General features: G+C 61.1%; 18 protein-coding genes. 17 read left to right on the forward strand and 1 reads right to left on the reverse strand.

The annotated features are described in order from the left end of the window. Window positions 1-32: 32 nt before the first annotated feature. Window positions 33-2,804, forward strand: a complete 2,772-nt coding sequence (locus OQE62_RS01830; protein WP_265720274.1) for a valine--tRNA ligase — start codon at window positions 33-35, stop codon at window positions 2,802-2,804. 31 nt (window positions 2,805-2,835) lie between these two features. Here OQE62_RS01830 and OQE62_RS01835 read toward each other — a convergent pair whose 3' ends face one another. Next, window positions 2,836-3,393: a hypothetical protein gene (locus OQE62_RS01835; protein WP_265720275.1), complete on the reverse strand. Its 558-nt coding sequence runs from the start codon at window positions 3,391-3,393 to the stop codon at window positions 2,836-2,838. Between the two features lie 352 nt (window positions 3,394-3,745). On the opposite strand from OQE62_RS01835, the gene OQE62_RS01840 reads away from it, so the two are divergent. The 16 genes from OQE62_RS01840 to OQE62_RS01915 all read left to right on the forward strand — a co-directional run bounded on the left by OQE62_RS01840 (window position 3,746) and on the right by OQE62_RS01915 (window position 22,222). Then, window positions 3,746-5,269: a Coq4 family protein gene (locus OQE62_RS01840; RefSeq protein WP_265720276.1), complete on the forward strand. Its 1,524-nt coding sequence runs from the start codon at window positions 3,746-3,748 to the stop codon at window positions 5,267-5,269. A gap of 301 nt (window positions 5,270-5,570) precedes the next feature. Next, window positions 5,571-5,984, forward strand: a complete 414-nt coding sequence (gene ndhC / locus OQE62_RS01845; protein WP_377535434.1) for an NADH-quinone oxidoreductase subunit A — start codon at window positions 5,571-5,573, stop codon at window positions 5,982-5,984. Between the two features lie 9 nt (window positions 5,985-5,993). Further along, entirely contained in the window at window positions 5,994-6,650 is a 657-nt protein-coding gene (locus tag OQE62_RS01850) for an NADH-quinone oxidoreductase subunit B (protein ID WP_265720277.1), read from the forward strand. 219 nt (window positions 6,651-6,869) lie between these two features. Beyond that, window positions 6,870-8,675, forward strand: coding sequence for an NADH-quinone oxidoreductase subunit C/D (nuoC, locus tag OQE62_RS01855; protein ID WP_265720278.1), 1,806 nt, complete (start codon window positions 6,870-6,872; stop codon window positions 8,673-8,675). A gap of 27 nt (window positions 8,676-8,702) precedes the next feature. Next, window positions 8,703-9,281 (forward strand): NADH-quinone oxidoreductase subunit NuoE, encoded by a 579-nt coding sequence (gene nuoE, locus OQE62_RS01860; protein WP_322746554.1) that lies wholly within the window; start codon window positions 8,703-8,705, stop codon window positions 9,279-9,281. After that, entirely contained in the window at window positions 9,259-10,572 is a 1,314-nt protein-coding gene (gene nuoF / locus OQE62_RS01865) for an NADH-quinone oxidoreductase subunit NuoF (RefSeq protein ID WP_265720279.1), read from the forward strand. The genes nuoE and nuoF overlap by 23 nt, the downstream gene beginning before the upstream one ends. 349 nt (window positions 10,573-10,921) lie before the next feature. Further along, window positions 10,922-13,738, forward strand: coding sequence for an NADH-quinone oxidoreductase subunit NuoG (nuoG, locus tag OQE62_RS01870; protein ID WP_265720280.1), 2,817 nt, complete (start codon window positions 10,922-10,924; stop codon window positions 13,736-13,738). Beyond that, window positions 13,735-14,694 carry an NADH-quinone oxidoreductase subunit NuoH gene (nuoH, locus tag OQE62_RS01875; protein ID WP_265720281.1) on the forward strand — a complete coding sequence of 320 codons (960 nt, stop codon included), beginning with the start codon at window positions 13,735-13,737 and terminating at the stop codon, window positions 14,692-14,694. Before nuoG ends, nuoH begins: the two co-directional genes overlap by 4 nt. 12 nt (window positions 14,695-14,706) lie before the next feature. Beyond that, on the forward strand, window positions 14,707-15,222 hold the full coding sequence (gene nuoI / locus OQE62_RS01880) for an NADH-quinone oxidoreductase subunit NuoI (protein ID WP_265720282.1): 516 nt from the start codon (window positions 14,707-14,709) through the stop codon (window positions 15,220-15,222). 140 nt (window positions 15,223-15,362) lie between these two features. Next, window positions 15,363-15,902, forward strand: a complete 540-nt coding sequence (locus OQE62_RS01885) for an endonuclease domain-containing protein (RefSeq protein WP_265720283.1) — start codon at window positions 15,363-15,365, stop codon at window positions 15,900-15,902. A 2-nt stretch (window positions 15,903-15,904) separates the two neighbouring features. After that, a complete protein-coding gene (gene nuoJ / locus OQE62_RS01890; RefSeq protein WP_265720284.1) occupies window positions 15,905-16,426 on the forward strand; it encodes an NADH-quinone oxidoreductase subunit J in 522 nt (173 codons plus the stop codon). Beyond that, on the forward strand, window positions 16,416-16,727 hold the full coding sequence (nuoK, locus tag OQE62_RS01895; RefSeq protein ID WP_265720285.1) for an NADH-quinone oxidoreductase subunit NuoK: 312 nt from the start codon (window positions 16,416-16,418) through the stop codon (window positions 16,725-16,727). Before nuoJ ends, nuoK begins: the two co-directional genes overlap by 11 nt. 1 nt (window position 16,728) lies before the next feature. Continuing rightward, on the forward strand, window positions 16,729-18,576 hold the full coding sequence (gene nuoL / locus OQE62_RS01900) for an NADH-quinone oxidoreductase subunit L (RefSeq protein ID WP_265720286.1): 1,848 nt from the start codon (window positions 16,729-16,731) through the stop codon (window positions 18,574-18,576). Further along, window positions 18,573-20,171, forward strand: coding sequence for an NADH-quinone oxidoreductase subunit M (gene nuoM / locus OQE62_RS01905; protein ID WP_265720287.1), 1,599 nt, complete (start codon window positions 18,573-18,575; stop codon window positions 20,169-20,171). Before nuoL ends, nuoM begins: the two co-directional genes overlap by 4 nt. Continuing rightward, the gene (locus tag OQE62_RS01910; protein ID WP_265720288.1) at window positions 20,168-21,703 is read left to right on the forward strand and encodes an NADH-quinone oxidoreductase subunit N; all 1,536 of its coding nucleotides are present in this window, start codon (window positions 20,168-20,170) and stop codon (window positions 21,701-21,703) included. The genes nuoM and OQE62_RS01910 overlap by 4 nt, the downstream gene beginning before the upstream one ends. 60 nt (window positions 21,704-21,763) lie before the next feature. Next, window positions 21,764-22,222, forward strand: a complete 459-nt coding sequence (locus tag OQE62_RS01915; RefSeq protein WP_265720289.1) for a ferritin family protein — start codon at window positions 21,764-21,766, stop codon at window positions 22,220-22,222. Window positions 22,223-22,502: the final 280 nt, after the last annotated feature.

Here is a 22,502-nt window from a genome sequence, read left to right on the forward strand (position 1 = left end):
GACCCGAATTGACACAAGGTTTCCCCTCCCGCATGGACAAGACATACCAGCCCAACGCCATCGAACAACAGTGGTACCAGACCTGGGAAGAGAGCGGCTACTTCAAGCCGTCCGGCGACACCAGCGCCGATCCCTACTGCATCATGATTCCGCCGCCGAATGTCACCGGCAGCCTGCACATGGGCCACGGCTTCCAGGAATCCATCATGGACGCCCTGATCCGCTACCACCGTATGCAGGGCGACAACACCCTCTGGCAGGTGGGCACCGACCACGCCGGTATCGCCACCCAGATGGTGGTGGAACGGTTGCTGGCGGCGGAAGGCAAGTCCCGTCACGAGTTGGGCCGCGACAAGTTTATCGAGAGAGTCTGGCAGTGGAAGGAAGAATCCGGCGGCAATATCACCCGCCAGCTCAGGCGCCTGGGCGCCAGCCCCGACTGGTCCCGCGAGCGCTTCACCATGGACGACGGCTTCTACAAAGCGGTGCAGGAAGTCTTTATCCGCCTGTACGAGGACGGCCTCATCTACCGCGGCAAGCGCCTGGTGAACTGGGACCCGAAACTGCACACGGCGATTTCCGACCTGGAAGTGCTGAATGAGGAAGAACAGGGCCACCTGTGGCACTTCCGCTATCCGCTGTCCGACGGCTCCGGCCACCTGGTGGTCGCCACCACCCGCCCGGAAACCATGCTCGGCGACACCGCCGTAGCGGTGCACCCGGAGGACGAGCGCTACAAACACCTGATCGGCAAGACCATCAAACTGCCGCTGGCGGAGCGCGAAATCCCGATTATCGGCGACGACTATGTCGACCGCGAGTTCGGCAGCGGCTGCGTCAAGATCACCCCGGCCCACGACTTCAACGACTACGAAATGGGCCAGCGCCACAGCCTCGAGATGATCAACATCCTCGACGCCGACGCCAACCTGAACGACGAGGTGCCGGAAAAATACCGCGGCATGGAACGCTTCGCCGCCCGCTCCCAGGTCGTCGACGACCTGGACGCGCTGGGGCTACTGGAAAAAACCGAACCCCACACCCTGAAGGTACCCCGCGGCGACCGCTCCGGCGTGGTGATCGAACCCTGGCTCACCGACCAGTGGTACGTAAAAACCCGGCCGCTGGCGGAAGACGCGATCAAAGCCGTGGAAGACGGCCGCGTCAATTTCGTGCCCGACAACTACCAGAACATGTACTTCTCCTGGATGCGCGATATCCAGGACTGGTGCATCTCCCGCCAGCTCTGGTGGGGCCACCGGATCCCGGCCTGGTACGACACCGACGGCAAACTCTACGTCGGCCGTTCCGAAGAAGAAGTGCGGGAGAAACACAATCTGGGCGGTATCGAGTTGACTCAGGACGAAGATGTGCTCGACACCTGGTTCTCCTCCGGCCTCTGGACCTTCGGCACCCTCGGCTGGCCCGAGGATACCGCGGAACTGAAAGCCTTCCACCCCACCTCCGTGCTGGTGACCGGCTTCGATATCATCTTCTTCTGGGTCGCGCGCATGATGATGCTGACCCTCTATTTCAAGAAGGAAGTCCCCTTCCACACGGTTTATGTACACGGCCTGGTGCGCGACAGCCACGGGCAGAAGATGTCCAAGTCCAAGGGCAATGTGCTGGACCCGATCGACCTGATCGACGGCATCGACCTGGAGAGCCTGGTACAAAAACGCACCAGCGGCATGATGCAACCGCACCTTCGCGACAAGATCGAAAAGCAGACTCGCAAGGAATTCCCCGAGGGCATCGCCGCCTACGGCACCGACGCGCTGCGCTACACCTACTACTCGCTGGCCTCCACCGGCCGCGATATCCGCTTCGATGTGGGCCGCATCGAGGGCTTCCGCAACTTCTGCAACAAGATCTGGAACGCCTCCCGCTACGTATTGCAGAACTGCGAGGGATACGACTGCGGCCAGGACGGCGGTGAGGATTTCGAGCTGAGCCTGGCCGACCGCTGGATTATCTCCCAGCTGCAGCGCACGGAAAAAACCGTGCGTGAAGCGATGGATACCTATCGCTTCGACCTGGCCTCCCAGGCGCTGTACGACTTTGTCTGGGCCGAGTACTGCAGCTGGTACCTGGAACTGTCCAAGCCGGTACTCTGGGATGAGAATGTGTCGCAGGCGGTCAAGACAGGCACCCGCCGCACCCTGATCCGCGTGCTGGAAACCATACTGCGCCTGGCTCACCCACTGATGCCGTTTATCACCGAGGAAATCTGGCAGCGCGTAAAAGCCCTGGCCGGCACCAGTGGCGACACCATCATGCTGCAGCCCTATCCGGAAGCGGACGAGCGCCGGATCGACACCGGCGCCGAGGCGGCCATCGCCTGGCTCAAGGTAGTCACCGAGGGGGTGCGCAATATCCGCGGCGAAATGAACATTTCGCCGGCAAAGAAAATCCCGCTGTTGCTGCGCGGCGGTTCGGAAGAAGACCGGGAGCGACTGGAGGCCTGCCGCAGCCTGCTGACCAAACTCGCCAGCCTGGAGTCCATCACCTGGCTGGACTCCGGCGAAACGGCCCCCGCCTCCGCCACCGCACTCGCCGGCGACCTGGAACTACTGGTTCCCATGGCCGGCCTGATCGATGTGGCGGCGGAGAGCGCGCGCCTGCAAAAGGAAATCGACAAGCTGGAAAAGGAATTGGCCCGCGTGCGGGGCAAACTCGACAACCCCAAATTCGTCGACAAGGCACCGGCCCATGTAGTGGCGAAGGAAAAGGACAAGCTGGCGGAAATGCAGAGCGCCCTGTCGCGGCTCGACAAGCAACTGAGGGCCGTGGGCGAACTCTAAGCACCCGCTCGGGTGCGGGCGCCGCTGGCAGCTACATGGCCGGCTCGACGAAGGTTACATGCACCGGGCCACCGATACTCTGCAAACCATCCAGCAGGCAGTCCAGATACGCCAGTGTCGGGATATCGTTATAGGTGATCAGCACACTGCTGTTCTGGAATTTGCCGCTCACCACCTCCCCCTGCAGGGCAAACACTCGGGGAACACTGGGCAGATTCAACTCGGTGTCATACAGCTCCACTTGCACCGACTCCCAGTGGACTAGGCTGTCGGGTTGGTTGTCCCAGTCCACCAACGTAGTCCCCACGACATCGGTATTCACCAGGCAGGACAGACTCCCGTTGCCGGTGACATTTTTCAGTGTCGCCGTGTGTGTGGAAAAATCCTCGCTGAACATGCAGTTCAGATTGCCCGTACTGGTAAAGCTGGTCGCTTGCGGCAGCAACTTGAGCGGAGGGTTGAACTGCACGCTGGCATTCCCCAGACAGGTGGCATCCACCTGTTGGGCACCGGCGGGAAGCTGGTACAACAAGCCGGCCCCCAGCAGCAACACCACTGAAAATAGTTTTCTAAATTTAATTATATTCATAGCTAATACCTTTATAAATTTCCAGTTGGGCTAGAATAATAATCTACAAGTACTGACGGAACGATATTGGCCGGAGGGATACCATGCCACCGTTTGAAAAACGCAAACTTCGGCACATTTTCCTGCGGCAACAGACGTCCCCCGACAACCATCCCGCGCAGCCTTCGCCAAACCTGTCCGACGCTTCCAAGAGCCGGGAGATCGACCTCCGGGAATTGTCGTCAACGCGCCGACAGGCATAGAGATCAACCCAAAGCCGCCAAAAGTCATACAGTCCAACATCATGAGATATCTTTTAAAAATCCTGTGCCGTTTCGAAGGGTTTGTCTCCTGGATTGGGCGGAGGGGATTCATGTCCTTCTCCTTCCGCGCTCCCACACCTTCATCCGTCTCTTCGATGTATCTCCTTATTCATAAAAACCGACGCTGGCGCCGCCGTTTCATGACAGAAATGTCAGAAAATCGTGCTTATGCAACCATCCTGGCAAAAAAACCGGCCACACCGGGCGACCTCCCCTCCCTGGAGAAGGCCCCGGCGGGGTCCCTTGGTCATACATACGCTGCTTTTATGAAAAACCACCAACTCTCCCTGCCAGTACCGGTAGAGCCGGTGCCCGACGATGACTTTCACTATTGCGTCTACCGCATTCTCAACACCCATGATCTCTATCACGTTTTGCTGGATACCGTACCGGATTCATATGGCGAGATGGTGGTTGCCTCCTTCACCAATGCACAGATTCCACTGTATCTACACCCATCCACTCATATCGCCGGTTCTCTTGCGTATGCAGCATTCAACCGCAACACCTCAACCCGGTTTCTGATAAGAGGGTGTGCTGTGGGGCACTTACTGGGGCTGCGCAGCCAGCCATTGTTCAACGTTGACTGGGATACCCTGTGGCACTTGCCTCTGCCAGAAGCGAGACAAAAACTCGGCATCAACATTCCGGAAGTGGAATCCCTGGTTGACACTCACACCCCTGGAAGCCCCAGGCTTAAACTGCCAACCCTCTACGAGATGGGCGCGCATAAAGCCTATTATTATGAAAGGCGCCGTATTGGCGACCAGTATGTTCATCTCTACACACCGAGAGTTCCCACAAATGGATTGTGTCTGCTGGGGAGAGCGATGTTTACAAAAGGAGACTACTTTCACCCCGTAGAACGGCACAGTCTCACAGCGGCTTTACTCGGGGCGGGCTGGTCGGTGGCCATCCCTGTTCCCTGCAGGGAAAATAGTGGCGATTTCGACAAACTGGCCAAATCCCAGCTCGCTGTTATCAGAGAGTTGAACAACGACGGCTTCTCCAACCTGCATCTGATCGGTCACAGCTTTTCCGGTGTACTGTATACTTGGCTGTGCCGCGAATATGAAGAGCTGCCAGTAAAAGGCGTGGCGACAATAGCATGCGGCCTGTGGATCCGCGAGGCAGTAAAAACACTCAGCCGCAAAGAGCGACACCACCTGATGCGCTACAACATTCAAATGAGGGTACTTCAGGCAGCCGGAAGGAAAGTCGCTTCCCGACAACATGCCTCCGAAGCACTCAGTGAGACAAAGCGCCTGGTTCGACAAGTCGTGCAATTGCCCTGGAAGGGGAAGACACTGGACCCGGACAACATACTCAATCGTCTGGAAAGGCAAAACCCATCCCACACGGTGCCCTGCCTTTCCCTGGCAGGAAATGGAGATAAAATGATGCCCCCCTCGCTGGTTTCCACTTTTCATTCGCGTTTCATGCCACACGCGAATCAACATATATACCCCGGGGCCGGACACATGAACATTGTCGCTTCCGACCATTACTCGGGCGTATGGCACACACTTATCCACTGGCTGCAATCGGGAAAGACCACGGAGAAGAACCGCTGAATGAGCGGGCGTCACCAAAAACTTCAGAATAATAGATCATAAGAACAGGCTATCTGATAATTAATCGTTCCTTTCGTGGTCTGGCTTTCATTTCTACAAAGCTTTATAAAATTACTGGCCAAACGCATTGGGTCTACGTAGACTCATCCACCGGAGAACCAATAACAGCGCTTTCCAAAGCGGTGTAATTGTCAACAATTCGATTCCGGCCAGTATTCAGAAGTACCCCCTGTAGCAGTTGCGGTAACAGCGATGAACACAGGGCGCAGTCCGCGCCCGCCAGCCTTCGGGGAGAGAGAAGTTGAATGCGACAACCCTAGCCAACCCGGGTATTTGGCCACTGGTAGTCTACGGCCTGGCGGTGTTCGCGCTGATTGCACTGATGCTGGGGCTATCGCACTTCCTCGGTCAACGCCGCCGCGACAAGGCCACCGACGAACCCTACGAATCCGGCATCGTCTCCCAGGGCAGCGCCCGGCTGCGGCTATCCGTCACCTACTACCTGGTCGCCATTCTCTTCATTGTGTTCGACCTGGAAGCCATCTACCTTTTCGGCTGGGCCGTGGCCATACGCGAAACCGGCCTCGCCGGCTTTGTCGAAGCCGTTGTTTTTATCCTGATACTGCTCGCCGGTCTGGTCTACCTGTGGCGGCTCGGCGCGCTGGATTGGGGTGGCCGACAGTTGAGCCTGCGGGAACGAGACAGACAACAATAAGGAAGCCCTATGCGCTGGAAGCTCACCAGAGCGACAGAGGCAGACAACCTGATCGCCGCGGACACCGCGCGCGGGCCGGGCGAACTGCTCTCCGAAGAGGCCGAGAAAAACATTCTGCTGGCCAAACTCGAAGACCTGGTGGCCTGGGGGCGCGCCAACTCCCTGTGGCCATTCAACTTCGGCCTCTCCTGCTGCTACGTGGAAATGGCCACCGCCTTCACCAGCCGCCACGACCTCTCCCGCTTCGGCTCCGAAGTCATTCGCGCCACCCCGCGCCAGGCGGACCTGATTGTCATTTCCGGCACCGTGTTCATCAAAATGGCCCCGGTACTGCAGCGCCTCTACGAACAGATGATGGAGCCCCGCTGGGTCATCTCCATGGGCTCCTGCGCCAACTCCGGCGGCATGTACGACATCTACAGTGTGGTCCAGGGCGTCGACCGCTTTATGCCGGTGGACGTCTATGTCCCTGGCTGCCCGCCGCGCCCGGAGGCGCTGATGCAGGGCCTGAACCTGTTACAGGATTCCATCGCCAGGGATCGCCGCGCGCTGAGCTGGGTAGTGGACGACGGCGGTGTGCGACAGGTGCCAAAACCCAGCCAGCGGGATCTGCACCGGGACGAGCGGATGCGCGCGGAAAAATTGCGTTCGCCGGATTCGGTGTAGCAGCCGGATACGGCCAGTGGCACCGAACCAGGCCCTCTCCCCCGGCCCCTCTCCCGGGGGGAGAGGGGGAGAAAAACGCGGCACCGAAAATAGAGAGCCGGCACGAAACAGTCCCCTCTCCCTCCGGGAGAGGGTTAGGGAGAGGGGGAACGAACGAAGCCCCTCTCCCCGCCCCCAATCCCAAAGGGAGAGGGGAGAAAAGAGCAACAGGGAAGCCCCATGTCAGACGTAATCGCCCAAAGCGTTTACACCCCGAGCCCCTACCGCGAGGCCGCCGAAGCGTTTATCGGCGACCTGCGCCGGGAATACACGGGCGACAACTACTGGCTACAGCCGGACTGCCTGGACATGCCCACCCTGTGGATCGGCCAGCGCGATCTGCTGCCACTGCTGCGCTTTCTGAAAAGCGAAATCTCCCAGCCCTTTGCCATGCTTTACGATCTCTCCGCCATCGACGAGCGCCTGCGCAGCAATCGCGGCAAGGGCGAGCGCAAACAGCCGGAGAGCGACTTCACCCTCGTCTACCAGTTGCTGTCATTCGAGCGCGATCTGTTCGTGCGCATCAAGGTCGCCCTGCCGGAATCGCGCCTGTCGGCGCCCAGCGCCACGCCTGTCTGGGCCTGTGCCAACTGGTACGAGCGGGAAGCCTGGGATCTGTTCGGTATCGAATTTATCGGCCACCCCAACCTGCGCCGCATCATGATGCCGCCCACGTGGCGCGGCCACCCACTGCGCAAGGAGCACCACGCCCGCGCCACCGAGGTGGACCCGTTCACCCTGTCCGCGGACAAGCAACGCGAAGAACAGCAGGCGCTGCTGTTCAAGCCCGAGGAGTGGGGCATGGCCCGCGCCAACGACAGCTCGGAGTTCATGTTCCTGAACCTGGGCCCCAACCACCCCAGCGTGCACGGCGTCTTCCGCGTGGCCCTGCAGCTCGACGGCGAACAGATCGTCGATGCGGTGCCGGATATCGGCTACCACCACCGCGGTGCGGAGAAGATGGCCGAGCGCCAGGCCTGGCACAGCTATGTGCCCTACACCGACCGCATCGACTACCTGGGCGGGGTGATGAACAACCTGCCCTATGTACTGGCACTGGAGCAACTGGCCGGTATCGAAGTGCCGCCGCGGGCGCAGACCATCCGCGTGATGCTGTGCGAGCTGTTCCGCATCGCCAGCCACCTAGTGTTCTATGGCACCTTTGCTCAGGACGTGGGGCAGATGTCGCCGGTTTTCTATATGTTCGAGGACCGGGAAAAACTCTTCGGCATCGTCGAGGCGATCACCGGCGGGCGCATGCACCCGGCCTGGTTCCGCATCGGCGGCGTGGCGCAGGATCTCCCGCACGGCTGGGACAGAGTGATCCGCGAATTTCTCGACTATCTGCCCGCCCGCCTGCGCGAGTATGAGGGCATGGTGATCGACAACAAGATACTGCAGAAGCGCACCCGCGGTATCGGTGTCTACAACACCGCCGAAGCGCTGGAATGGGGCATCACCGGCCCCGGACTGCGCGCCACCGGACTCGAGTGGGACCTGCGCAAGCGCCGGCCCTACAGCGGCTACGATCAATTCGAGTTCGATATTCCCGTCTATGATGGGGGGGACTGTTTCGATCGCTGCCGCGTGCGCGTCGAGGAAATGCGCCAGAGCCTGCGCATTATTCGACAGTGTCTCGACAATATGCCGGGCGGGCCCTACAAGTCCGACCACCCGCTGACCACGCCGCCGCGCAGGAGCGGCACCATGCACGATATCGAGACACTGATCCAGCACTTCGTCAACAACAGCTGGGGCCCGGTTATGCCGGCGGGCGAAAGCTGTTTCCCGGTGGAAGCCACCAAGGGCCTGAACAGCTATCAGATCGTCAGCGACGGCGGCACCAACGCCTATCGCAATAGAATCCGTACACCGTCGTTTCCGCACCTGCAGATGATTCCCCTGATGTCCCGCGGACTGCTGGTGTCGGACCTGATCGCAATCATCGCCAGTATCGATTTCGTTATGGCGGATGTGGACCGATGACCGGGATGGCATCGAGAGGGGAGCAGGGTGAACAGTTTTAGTGAAACAGAAGTCGTCGAAGTAATGGAGCACAGCAACGCGTCCTCGGGCAATACCGACGCCGGCCTCAGCGACGAAGAAAAGCGCGAAATTGATCGCGAGTTTTCCCACTACGAGGGCAGGGCCTCGGTGGGCCTGGAAGCGCTGCGCATCGTGCAGAAACACCGCGGCTGGGTATCCGATAAGAGTCTACAGGCGGTAGCCGACTACCTGGAAATAGCACCGGCGCAGCTGGAAAGTGTCGCCACCTACTTCCAGCTTATTTTCCGCCAGCCGGTGGGCAGGGAGGTGATGCTGCTGTGCAAGAGCGCAAGCTGCTGGATCACGGGCTGCAGCCGGCTGCAGGTACATATCCGCAAACGCCTGCAGATAGCGCCGGGGCAAACCAGTAAAGACGGAATTTTCACCCTGCTGGAAACCCCCTGCCTGGGCGACTGCGACAAGGGGCCGGTAATGCAGGTGGGTGAGGAAATGCACCGCCATCTCACCGAAGAGGCCATCGACAAGCTCATCGAGCAGAAAATTCACAAACATAAAAAAAACGATGCAGACCGATCCACTGACTAACCCCCTCACCAAAAACGTGGGCGCGGAGAACATCGCCACCGATCTGGAGCGCTACCGCGCCAACGGCGGCTATCGCGGCTGGCAGAAGGCACTGCAGATGGCCCCCGGCGATATCGTCAAGACGGCGCAGGACGGCGGCCTGCGCGGGCGCGGCGGCGCCGGTTTCAATACCGGTCTCAAGTGGAGTTTTGTCCCCACTGGCGACGATGCGCCGCCGGTCAAATACCTGGTCTGCAACGCCGACGAAATGGAACCCGGCACCTTCAAGGACCGGCTGCTGATGGAGCGGGACCCGCACCTGCTGATCGAGGGCATGGCCATCGCCGCCTACGCCATCGGCGCGCGCACTGCGTATATTTTTATCCGCGGTGAGTACCACCTGGCCACGGCCCGGCTGGAGCGGGCCATCGACGAGGCGAAACAACAGGGGCTGCTGGGCGACAATATCCACGGCAGCGGCTTCAGCCTGGAAATCTACCTGCACCGCAGCGCCGGCAACTATATCTGCGGCGAGGAAACCGCGCTGCTGAATGCCCTCGAGGGCAAGCGCGCCATCCCCCGCGCCAAACCGCCATTTCCACAGGTCAGCGGCCTCTGGGGCAGACCCACGGTGGTCAACAATGTGGAAACCCTCTGCAATGTCCCGCCCCTGATCGACCTGGGCATCGACTGGTACCGGGGGCTCGGCCGCGGCGAAGACGCCGGCAGCAAACTGTTCGGCGTCAGCGGCAAGGTCAGAAAACCCGGGACCTGGGAACTGCCTATGGGTACCCCCATTCACGAAATCATCGAAGAGTGCGCCGGCGGCATGTGCGACGGCCTGAAACTCAAAGGCTTCCTGCCCGGAGGCGGCTCCACGAATTTTCTCGGCCCCGAACACCTGGACCTGCCCATGGACTACGGCGCCATCGGCAAGGCCGGCAGCCGCATGGGCACCGGCACCATCATCGTCGTGGACGACAGAACCTGCCCGGTGGGGCTGGTGCTGAACCTGTCCCGCTTTTTCGCGCGGGAATCCTGCGGCTGGTGCACCCCCTGCCGCGACGGCCTGCCGTGGGTGGTGCAACTGCTCAAACGTATCGAATACGGCCAGGGGCGGCCCCGAGATCTGGAGCTGCTTCGCGAACAGGCCGAACGCATGGGCCCGGGCAACACCTTCTGCGCCCTGGCACCGGGCGCCGCCGCGCCCATATTGAGTGGATTGAAATTATTCGAGCGGGATTTTAGCGAGCATATTGCGCGGGGCCGTTGCCCCTATGTGGCGGAGACGGAGGTGCTGGAGGCGGTGTAAAAATCCCGGGACTCGGGACTCGGGACTCGGGACTCGGGACTCACGTAGGGTACGCCCTACAGCTGTAAGAGCCCGCTTGCAGGCGAATAAATCGGAGCCTTCGCTCTTTTCGCCTGCAAGTAGGCTCCTACAGTTGCGGCTCAAAAAGAATACCGGAGTCAGCGCAAAGGTCCTGATGCCGGGGGCAGTTTGCGGGACCTTGTGAGAAAGGATGTCGATTAGAGCTACAGGGACGTATTTACCGCGTGTCCCGCAAACTGCCCCGGTAGCAGGACCGTCACTGGCCTCTCTTGGTGGCACAGAGAAAGGGCGAGGGCGGCCACGGAAATACAAATAAGACGGATCGAAAATGCCGACAATCACCATCGATGGCGAAGACTACCCGGTAGACGGCGAACAGAACCTGCTGGCCAACTGCCTGTCACAGGGCATCGACCTGCCCTACTTCTGCTGGCACCCGGCCATGGGCTCCGTGGGCGCCTGCCGACAGTGCGCGGTGATCGAATACAAGGATGCCGAGGATCCGCACGGCAAACTGGTAATGGCCTGCATGACGCCCGTGAAGGACGGCGGGCTCTACAGCGTTCAGGCCCAGGCCGCGCGGGAGTTCCGCGGCGGTATCATCGAAGACCTGATGACCAACCACCCCCACGACTGCCCGGTGTGCGAGGAGGGCGGCGAGTGCCACCTGCAGGACATGACCGAAATGACCGGCCACGTGCAGCGCCGCTATCGCGGCAGCAAACGCACCCACCGCAACCAGTACCTGGGCCCCTTTATCAATCACGAAATGAACCGCTGCATCGCCTGCTACCGCTGCACGCGCTTTTATCGCGACTACGCCGGCGGAGAAGATCTGGAATCCCTGGGCCGCAACAACCAGGTCTATTTCGGCCGCCAGAATGACGGCATGCTGGAAAACGGCTTCAGTGGCAACCTGGTAGAAGTCTGTCCCACCGGAGTCTTTACCGACAAAACCTTCAGCGAACACTATGTGCGCAAATGGGATCTGCAGACGGCGCCGTCCATCTGCGAACACTGTGCCGTGGGCTGCAACACTGCACCCGGCGCGCGCGAGCCCGGTAATGGTTCCGGGGCGATACTGCGTCGGATAACCAACCTCTACAACCGCGATATCAACGGCTACTTCCTCTGCGACCGCGGCCGCTTCGGCTACGACTATGTCAACGCCGACTCGCGGCTGAAAAAACCGCTGGCGGCCAGCTCCGAATCCCTGATCGGATCTACCGCCGCCCCGGGCGAAAAAGTACACAGAGAAATTCCCCCGGAGCAGGCGGTCGCCAGGCTCTCTGAACAGCTTCGGGAAGCGCGCAACGGCAAACGCCGCCTGTTCGCCATAGGCTCACCGCGCACCTCCCTGGAAAACAATTTCGCCCTGCGCCAGCTGGTCGGCGACGATCATTTTTATTCGGGGCTCGGCGAACGCGACCTCGAACTGCTGCACCTGATCGACCGGGTACAGTGCGACCCGCGTATTCACAGCCCCAGCACGCCGGAAATAGAGAGCGCCGACGCAGTGCTGATTCTGGGCGAGGATATCGACAACACCGCACCGCGTATTTCACTGGCGGTGCGCCAGGCGGCGCGCAACCGGCAGAAGCGGCAGGCGCGGCAACTGAAAATCCCCCTGTGGCAGGACGATTCCGTGCGCCAGCTCGGCGGTAGTCCCAGCCCGATACTGCTGGTGGGCACCGGTACGCCGGCGATGGAGGAGATCGCCAGCGAAATACTGCACTGCACCATCGGGCAGACCGCCGCCTTCGGCGCCGCGGTGCGGGATTGTCTCTGTGGTCGGGAGCCGGCAGCGGGGCTGCTGCCGGAAAGCCAGCTCGAACTGGCCCGGCGCGCCGCGGAGATGCTGTCGTCGGCGGAGCGGCCGCTGATTATTTCCGGCTGCGGCAGCCGCAACGGCGAAATGATCCGGGCTTCGGCCGCCATCGCCTGCGCCCTCGCCGAATACGGGGAAAGCGGTTCCGATCAGTGCGATCTCTACCTGGCCTGCCCGGAAATGAACAGCCTCGGTATCGCACAATTGTCTGCCCCCGACTCCGGCCGCCTGGAGGAACTGGCAGCCAAGCTCCGCGATACCCGCGAAGGGATACCGACGACACTGGTCATACTGGAAAACGACCTCTACCGCCGCGGCGACCGCCGCACAATCGATACCATGCTGTCCGCCGCCGACCAGGTTGTGTTGCTGGACACGCTGCTCAACGCCACGGCCCGGCACGCCGACCTGATATTCCCCGCCGCCGCCACCGCGGAATCGGAGGGGAGCACCGTCAACAGCAACGGGGTCGCCCAGCGTTTCTACGCCGTCTACGAAGGCACCGGCTTTATTCAGGAGAGCTGGCGCTGGCTCGCCGACGCGGCCGCCGATGACGATAAAACCCATCTCGCCGCCTGCGAACACGTTTTCGAGCTGACCGCTGCCCTGGCGAAGGAGTTTCCGGCACTGGCGGTGCTGGAGGAAACGGGCCCCGACGAAAACTACCGTATCGACGGCCTGAAGGTTGCCCGCCAGAGTCACCGCTACAGCGGCCGCACCGCAATCCGCGCCGGCGAGCATGTGGCCGAGCTGCCGCCCCACCCCGATCCCGACGCACCCATGGTCTTCAGCATGGAGGGTATACAGAACCCCGGTAAAACGCCGCTGCAGGCCAATATCTGGTCGCCGGGCTGGAACTCCAACCAGTCGATTAACAAATTCCTGCGGGGTATCGGCGGCGCACGCAAGGGCACCGACGGCGGCCAGCGAATCGAGCGGGAACCGCAATCGCTGGACGAATGGCAACCAGGGGGCGGTGAAGCCACTTCCGCGAGCGGCAACTTCACCACCATCCCCCTCTACCGAATGTTCGGCTCCGACGAACTGAGCGCGCGCGCGAAAGCGATCGCCAGCGTCGTCGACGAGCCCTATGCGGTGCTCAGTGCGAACGATGCGGAGGAGCGCCATATCCGCACCGGCGACCTGCTGCGGATCAGGGTCAATTCGGAAAGCTACCCGGTGGAAGCGCGGGTCTCCGCCACCCTGCCCCGCGGCACCCTCGGCGTACCGGCGGGCCTGCCGGGGCTCGAATCCCTCGACTGTCATCTGCCCGGCCGAGTGGTGGTGGAGCAAACCGACACCGGAGACACCCCATGAGCGCCTCCATCTGGCCGACACTGCTGAATATTTTCGGTGTGCTGACCGCGGCGGTACTACTGGCCGCACTGCTGACCTGGGGCGAGCGGCGCCTGCTGGGTTTCTGGCAGGACAGACCCGGCCCCAATCGCGTGGGCCCCTTCGGTCTGTTCCAGGTAATCGCCGATATGATCAAGCTGTTTTTCAAGGAGGATTTCGTACCGCGCTTTGCGGATATCCCGGTCTTCATTCTCGCGCCGACCATCGTCATGGTCTCGATGCTGCTGGGTTTTGCGGTGATTCCAGTGTCGCCGGCGGTGGGTGTGATCGACCTCAATGTGGGGCTGTTGTTCTTTCTCGCCATGTCTTCCATGGCGGTCTACAGCGTGATTCTGGGTGGCTATGCCTCCAACAACAAATACGCACTGCTGGGCGGGCTGCGCGCTGCGGCGCAGACGGTATCCTACGAGGTCTTCATGGGGCTGAGCCTGATGGGCGTGGTGATGCTGGCCGGCAGCTTCAACCTGCGGGAAATCGTTCTGGCCCAACAGGATGGCTGGTTTATTCTGCCGCAGTTTGTCGGCTTCCTGATATTTTTTATCGCCGGTATTGCCGAGAGCCACCGGCTGCCGTTCGACCTGCCGGAGGCGGAGCACGAACTCACCGCCGGCTTTCACACCGAATATTCGGGCATGAAATTCGGCATGTTCTTTGTCGGCGAATACCTGTCGGTCATCCTGATCTCCGCGCTGACCACCACCCTCTTCCTGGGCGGCTGGCTGGGGCCCTGGCTGCCCCCCGCGGTCTGGTTCGCGCTCAAGACCGGGCTGCTGGTGGCCGTTTTCGTATTGCTGCGCGCCGCCCTGCCGCGACCGCGCTACGACCAGCTGATGCACTTCGGCTGGAAACTACTGCTGCCGCTGTCGCTGGTCAATCTGCTGCTGACCGGAGGAATACTGTTATGGCTGCAACAGTAACGGAGGTCCGCCATGTTTAGCCTGCTGCGCAGTCTGTGGCTGGTATTCCGCCACCTGTTCACGCGCAACGCCACCGTCCAGTACCCGGACGAAAAACCCTACCTGGCGCCCCGCTATCGCGGACGCATCGTGCTCACCCGCGACCCGGACGGCGAGGAGCGCTGCGTCGCCTGCAACCTCTGCGCGGTGGCCTGCCCGCCGGACTGTATCTCGCTGCAGAAAACCGAAGACGAGGACGGCCGCTGGCGCCCGGACTTTTTCCGCATCAATTTTTCCCGCTGCATCATGTGTGGCCTGTGCGAAGAGGCCTGTCCCACCTATGCAATCCAGCTGACACCGGATTTCGAGATGTGTGAGTACGACCGGCAGAATATGGTTTACGAAAAAGAGGATCTGTTGATCAGTGGGCCGGGGAAGTATCACGAGTACAGTTTTTACAATGTGGCTGGGAAGGCGATTGATGGTAAGGGTAAGGGGGAGGCCGAGAATGAGGCGGAGCCTATCGATGTGAAGAGTCTTAATTTGTAAGTACGGGGGTCGGGAAGAGCCCTCTCCCCCGACCCCTCTCCCGGGGGGAGAGGGGAGTTTTGTAAGCAACTCAGGTTTCACCGAACAGCCTCTGTATTTTTATAAAACTTCTGAAATAAGAATATGAATTGATAAGAACCATGAACCCGAACAGACCAACAAGCGGAAAAAGAAAGCTCCCCTCTCCCCCCGGGAGAGGGGCCGGGGGAGAGGGCAGCCTGCAGCTGGCACGAGCCCGAGATCTGCGCACAAACTCAACGGAAGCCGAAAAACGCCTCTGGTATTACCTCCGCGCCCGCAGGTTTATGGGTTTGAAGTTCAGACGGCAACAACCCATCGGCTCGTACATCGTCGATTTTCTATGCCTGGATCTGAAACTGATTATCGAGCTGGATGGCGGCCGGCACTCAGAACAAGGAGCTTACGATCGAAGAAGAGATACCTGGTTGCAGAATCAGGGCTTCAGGGTACTCAGGTTCTGGAACAATCAGGTTCTGAGTGAAACCCCAGCCGTGTTGGAAGCGATAAGGCACGAGGCGCTCGCCCTCTCCCCCGACCCCACTGACTCGCGCCATCCGTGGCGCTCGCCCGCTTCGCGGGCGCCTTCGGCGTCCAAATCGGCAATCCTGCCGATTTGTCCCGGGGGGAGAGGGGAGCTTTCTTATCAGGTTGAGGAGTAAAAATGAACTTTGCGATTTTTTATCTCACCGCCACCATCGCCACCCTCTCCACCGCCATGGTCATCTTCAACCGCAACGCGGTCCACGCCCTGCTCTACCTGATCGTGTCCCTACTCTCAGTCGCCGTAATCTTCTACCAGTACGGCGCGCCCTTCGCCGCGGCGCTGGAGGTGATCGTCTATGCCGGTGCGATCATGGTGTTGATGGTGTTCGTGATCATGATGCTGAACCAGGGCGAGGCGGCGGTGGCGCAGGAGAGTCGCTGGTTGCAGCCGCGCAGCTGGATTGGCCCGGCAATACTGTCGGCGGTGTTGCTGGTGCAGTTGATATGGCTGCTCGGCGGCGACGGTGGCGAGGGCAGCCCAAACAGCGTGGGGCCCAAGGAAGTCGGGATCGCGCTGTTCAGCCGCTACATCCTCGCAGTGGAACTGGCCTCGATGCTGCTGCTGGCTGGACTGGTGGGTGCTTTTCATCTGGCGCGGCAACGGAAGACGGATGGCGGGGAGGTAGAGCATGCCGATTGAGTCGGGTCTGCACGCGGGCCTGTCACTGGCCGCCATCCTCTTCTGTCTCGGCCTCGTTGGCCTGATGGTGCGGCGCAATATCATTTTTATGTTGATGTGCCTGGAGATCTGCACCAATGCCGCGGCGCTTGCGTTTGTAGTGGCCGGCGCGCACTGGGGCCACGCCGATGGCCAGGTAATGTTTATCTTCGTGATCACGCTGGCAGCGGCCGAGGTGGCCATCGCGCTGGCGCTGGTGCTGCAGTTCTACCGCCGCCGACACACGGTGGATATCGATCGACTGAACGGGCTGCGAGGTTGATATGGAGGAGACGGGTGTGGGTATCGTCGGCTGGATTCCGCTGCTGCCGCTGCTCGGTTTTCTACTGCTAATCTCAGTGCCCCTGGTTAGCGACAGGGAGCTGCCGGAAAAAGCGACCGCAATCATCGGCGTCGGCAGTGTCGGCCTGGCGGCGCTGCTCACGGGTCTGCTGGCCGCCACCCATTTCGCCGGCAACGCTGGTGCGACACTGGCAGTATCACTCTGGCAGTGGCTCAGTGTCGGCGGACTGCAGCTGGGTTTCGATTTTTATCTGGACTGGCTGACACTGGTGATGCTGTCGGTGGTGACCGGCGTCGGCTTCCTGATCCACCTCTACTCCGCCGGCTATATGCGCGGCGACAGCGGCTACCGGCGCTATTTCGCCTACCTGAACCTGTTTGTCTGCGCCATGCTGCTACTGGTACTGGCGGACAACCTGGTGCTGCTCTATCTGGGTTGGGAGGGCGTGGGCCTTTGCAGCTATCTGCTGATCGGCTTCTGGTATCGGGATCCGGCCAACGGCGCCGCCGCGCGCAAGGCATTTATCGTCACCCGTATCGGCGATACCGCCATGGCCATCGGCCTGTTCCTGCTGTTTAACGAATTCGCCACACTGAATATCCGCGAGCTGATCGGCGCCCTGTCGTCCGCGCAGCCGAACGATGCAACGATCACCCTGGCGGCGCTGTTGCTGCTCGGCGGCGCCGTGGGCAAGTCGGCGCAATTGCCGCTGCAGACCTGGCTGCCGGACGCCATGGCCGGCCCCACCCCAGTCAGCGCCCTGATCCACGCTGCCACCATGGTTACCGCCGGTGTCTACCTGATCGCGCGTATGCACCCGCTGTTTGTGCTGTCGGAAACGGCCATGAGCGCGGTGGCGATTGTCGGTGCACTGACCCTACTGCTGGCCGGTTGCAGTGCACTGGTGCAGTCGGATATCAAGCGGGTGCTGGCCTACTCCACCATCAGCCAGATCGGCTATATGTTTCTGGCCCTCGGTGTGGGCGCCTGGTCCGGGGCCATTTTCCACCTGATAACCCACGCCTTCTTCAAGGCGCTGCTGTTTCTCGTCGCCGGCTCGGTAATCCTGAGCCTGCACCACGAGCAGGATATTTTCCGCATGGGCGGCCTGCGCCGGAAGATTCCCTTCACTTTTATCTGCTTCCTGATCGGCTGCGCCTGCCTCGCCGCGCTGCCGTTTACCTCGGGTTTTTACAGCAAGGATCAGATACTGCTCAGCGCCTGGAATTTCCATCGCGGTTTCAACGGTATCTGGCTGGCCGGGGTTGTCGGTGCACTGATCACCGGGCTCTACAGTTTCCGCTTGCTGTTGCTGGTGTTTTTCGGCCGCGAGGGCAGCGCCAGCGCCCACTGCGAGGACGCCAACCGCCCTGTGATGACACTGCCGCTCGTCGCGCTGGCGGTACTGGCGCTGCTGGGCGGCCTGCTGGCGCCGCCGCTGCAGTCGGTCTTCGGCGCCGCCGGCGGCCACGCGCCGATGTGGGTGGAGGCCATTGCCATCGCCGCACCCTTTGTCGGCATCGCCATCGCCTGCTGGCTCTGCCTCTATCGGCGCACGCCGGAAAAAGCGCCTTCGACACTTTATAAACTCTGGTACAGCGGCTGGGGCTTCGACCGGCTGTACGACACGCTACTGGTAAGACCCTTTGTCGCGCTGGCGCGGCTCAACCGCAACGATATCGTCGACCGTTTCTACAGCGGCACCGCCGCCGCCAGCCGCCAGCTACACGGCCTGATCAGCCTGTCCCAGAACGGGCAGGTGCGCTGGTATATGGCCACGCTGGCGGTCGGAACCATTCTGTTTCTCGCGCTACTGGTGGCCCTATGATGCTCTCCATAACACTGCCGGCAATCATCGCGGTACTGTTTCTCGGCGGCATTCTGGCCTGGCTGGCGGAGCGCTGGAAGGACGGCGCCAGCCGCTGGGTGGCACTGCTGAGCCTGCTGCTGGCCTCAATTCTGCTCGCGGGCTACTGGCCACAATTTACAGATGCGTCCCGCGTCGGCCTCTGGTGGGACAGCCTGCAACTGAGCTGGATACCGCGCTTCGGTATCACTTTTTTCCTGGCGCTGGACGGCCTCGGTTTTCTGCTGCTGGCGCTGACCCTGTCCATGGGCCTGTTCGGGCTCGCCGCCACCTGGCGGGATATCGACTTCCGCCGCGGCTTCTTCTATTTTAACTATCTGTGGACACTGGCCGGCGTGGTCGGCGTCTTCACCGCCATGGACCTGTTCCTGTTCTTCTTTTTCTGGGAAGTGATGCTGGTGCCGATGCTGTTCCTGATTGCGATCTGGGGTTACGAACAGCGCCTCTACGCGGCGATCAAGTTTTTTATTTTTACCCAGGCCAGCAGCCTGCTGATGTTGATCGCCATAGTCGCGCTGGTTTTTCTGCACTACAACGCCAGCGGCCAGGTGACCTTCAACTACCGCGAACTGCTCGCCGCCGAGCTGTCGCCGACCGCCGGCTACTGGCTGATGCTGGGCTTCTTTATCGCCTTCGCGGTCAAGCTGCCGGCGCTGCCGTTGCACCCCTGGCTGCCGGACGCCCACACCCAGGCGCCCACGGCGGGCAGCATCCTGCTGGCGGCGATACTGCTGAAAACCGGGGCCTACGGTCTGCTGCGTTTTACCCTGCCGCTGTTTCCCGAGGCCTCCATCGCTTTCGCGCCGGTGGCCATGGCGATCGGCGCTGTCAGTGTGGTCTACGGCGCGGTCATGGCCTTCGCCCAGCGGGATATGAAGCGACTGGTGGCCTACTCCAGTGTCAGCCATATGGGCTTTGTTCTGCTGGGGCTCTACGCCCTGAACACCATCGCCATCCAGGGCGCGGTAATGCAGATGATCGCCCACGGCCTCAGCACTGCCGCACTGTTTGCACTGGTGGGCGCGCTGCAGCAGCGGCTGCACAGCCGCGATATGGACGAACTGGGCGGGCTCTGGGCCGGCCTGCCGAAACTCTCTGCCGTCGCGCTGTTTTTTGCCGTGGCTTCGCTGGGGTTGCCGGGGCTGGGCAACTTTATCGCCGAATTCCTGGTGCTGGTGGGCAGCTTCGACAGCGGCCGTTGGGTGACGGTGGTCGCCGCCATCGGCCTGATCGGCGCGGCACTCTATGCGTTGTTGATGATGCAGCGGGTATTTTTCGGCGAAGCGAAAAAAATAAACACAGACGGGCTTTTGCGCGATCTTAACGGGCGCGAGACAGTAGCCCTGCTGGCGTTGGCTGTCGGCCTGGTGTTCCTGGGCCTGCGCCCGCAGGGGGTTTTCGATACCGCCGAGCCCGCCGTGGCTGGCGCGCTGCAGCGGATCGACAGTGCGCTGGCGGAAAAATCCCGAGATGCGGTGCCGCTCGCCACGAGCAACGCGCATTCGACGGAGGCCCGCTGGCCGCATTCCAATCCTGAAGGGGGTATTTCGCCATGAGTCTGCTGGAACTCCACGCGATACTGCCGCTACTGGTGCTGGGTGCCGGTATCGTTTTCCTGTTGCTGCAGGTCTCCTTTCGCCGCGGCCACCGCGGCGCGCTGGTTACCACGCTGATTGTCCTGGTGGCGGCGGCACTGGTCTGCTTTCAGGTGGCGGGCCTGCTGGCCGGCGGGACGAGCTCCATAGAATCCACCGACCTGCTACTGGTGGACCACCGGGCGCTGTTTTTCTGTCTGCTGCTGTTGCTGGCCGCGGTCGCCATCGCGGTGCTGGGTTTCAACTACCTGAAACACCGCTGCGATCGCAAAGTCTTCGCCGACAGCTATCCGGAAGAATTCTATATCCTGCTGCTGCTGACCATGCTGGGCGCCTGTACGCTGGTGTTCGCCAGCCATTTCGCCAGCTTTCTGCTGGCACTCGAACTGGTCGGCCTGTCGCTCTACCCGCTGTTGGGTTTCGCCGTCAACGGCGACCGCTCGTCACAGCGGGAGCAGCTCGCCTCGCTGGAATCGGGGCTCAAGTATCTGCTGCTGTCGGCCCTGTCCACGGCGCTGGCGCTGTTCGGTATTGCCCTCGTCTATGCCGCCGGCGGCGCGCTGGATTTTGCCGGCGTCGCCGCCGCGGTAACCGGCATGAAAAGTGGGCCGTCGCTGATGCTGGCGGGACTGACGCTGCTGCTGATTGGCGTGGCCTTCAAGCTGTCGCTGGTGCCTTTCCATATCTGGACGCCGGATGTCTACCAGGGCGCGCCCACACCGGTGACAGCGCTGATCGCCACCGTCGGCAAGGGCGCTGTGGTAGCGCTGCTGCTGCGGCTGTTCGAGCGGCTGGATCTGTTTGCGGTTCCCGCGCTAACCGGGCTGCTGGCGATCATGGCGGTGGCGAGTATGCTGGCGGGCAACCTGCTGGCGCTGATGCAGGCGAATATCAAGCGCCTGCTGGCCTATTCGTCCATCGCCCATCTCGGCTACCTGATCGTGGCACTGCTGATCGGCGGCAGCGCCTTCGGTATCGAGGCGGTGATCTACTACCTGGTGGCCTATGTGATCACCACCCTGGGCGCCTTTGCTGTGGTGGGGCTGATCGCCGATGCGGCGGTGGAGCTGACCCCCGGCGGTGCGCGGCCGCCGTCGGACTCCGGCAGTGATCCCTTCCACCGGGAGCACTACCGCGGGCTCTTCTGGCGCTCCCCCTGGCTGGCCTGCTGCCTGGCGGCAATGCTGCTGTCGCTGGCGGGCATCCCGCTGACCATCGGCTTTATCGGCAAGTTTTATATTTTTGCCGCCGGCGTGCAGGGGGAGCTCTGGTTGCTGCTCGCCGCGGTGGTGATCGGCAGTGCGCTGGGGCTCTACTACTACCTGCGACTGCTGCTGACGATGCTGCAGCGGGAGTCGGCCGTAACCGCGGCCGGACAGGACGGAGTCGAGATAGCCGTATCCGGTCACGCCGTACTGGTGCTGCTGACCGGGGCACTGTTGCTATTCGGTATCTTCCCGCAAGTCTTGATCAATTGGATAAATGCACTATAAACATGAAAGACGACAACGAACCATTGCCGCCACCACCCACAAAAAAGACAAGGCAATTCCATGAAGACTTTCAAACAGGCCTACCAGATACTGAAAGACGCCGAGAAGTTCCACCGGGAGATGGCCGATTTCTACGAAGAATTACTGGATAAGGCCGACAACAACCGCACCCGGTTGCTGCTAAAACATATGCTGGAGCACGAGCAGCGAATGGCGCAGAACCTGGCCAATTACAGCGGCGTCACACAGCACAAGGTGATGAAGACCTGGCTGCAGTACACCCAAGAGGAATCGGCCGGGCACTTTATCAAGTCACTGAATCTGAGCGATCCCCCCACCATTAAGGAAATCAACCGTATGGGGCGCGAGGTGGAACGCTATTTCTCGGACCTCTACGAAGCCGTCTACGGCGCGATTGAATCCGCGGAAGTCAAAGAAGTCTTCGAAGATCTCAAGCAGATTCAGGACAAGGAGCGGATTACCCTGTCGATGGCAACCAACTCGCTCTGGGATATGTAGTAGCGGGACTCAGGTGAGTGCCAGGGATGGCGCACATCACTCGGGAGTCAAGCAGGATGCACTTCCATTCCTCACCTGCAAGCGGGCTCCCCCAGGCCGGGTTCGAAAGAAAGCGGAAGATCCATGCATAAGGGGGAGTTTCTTTGGCCTGGCGGTTATTTTTTCGCCAATTTCACAATTGTGATCGAATTCCATTGCTTCAGCGGTAAGCTGTTGTTATTTTGACAGCGATGTCATTTTGATGGCGCCGGGGTTTGAGCGCCTCAACTCAATAAGAATA

It is taken from the genome of Microbulbifer halophilus (assembly GCF_026183675.1).
Lineage (GTDB): Bacteria > Pseudomonadota > Gammaproteobacteria > Pseudomonadales > Cellvibrionaceae > Microbulbifer > Microbulbifer halophilus.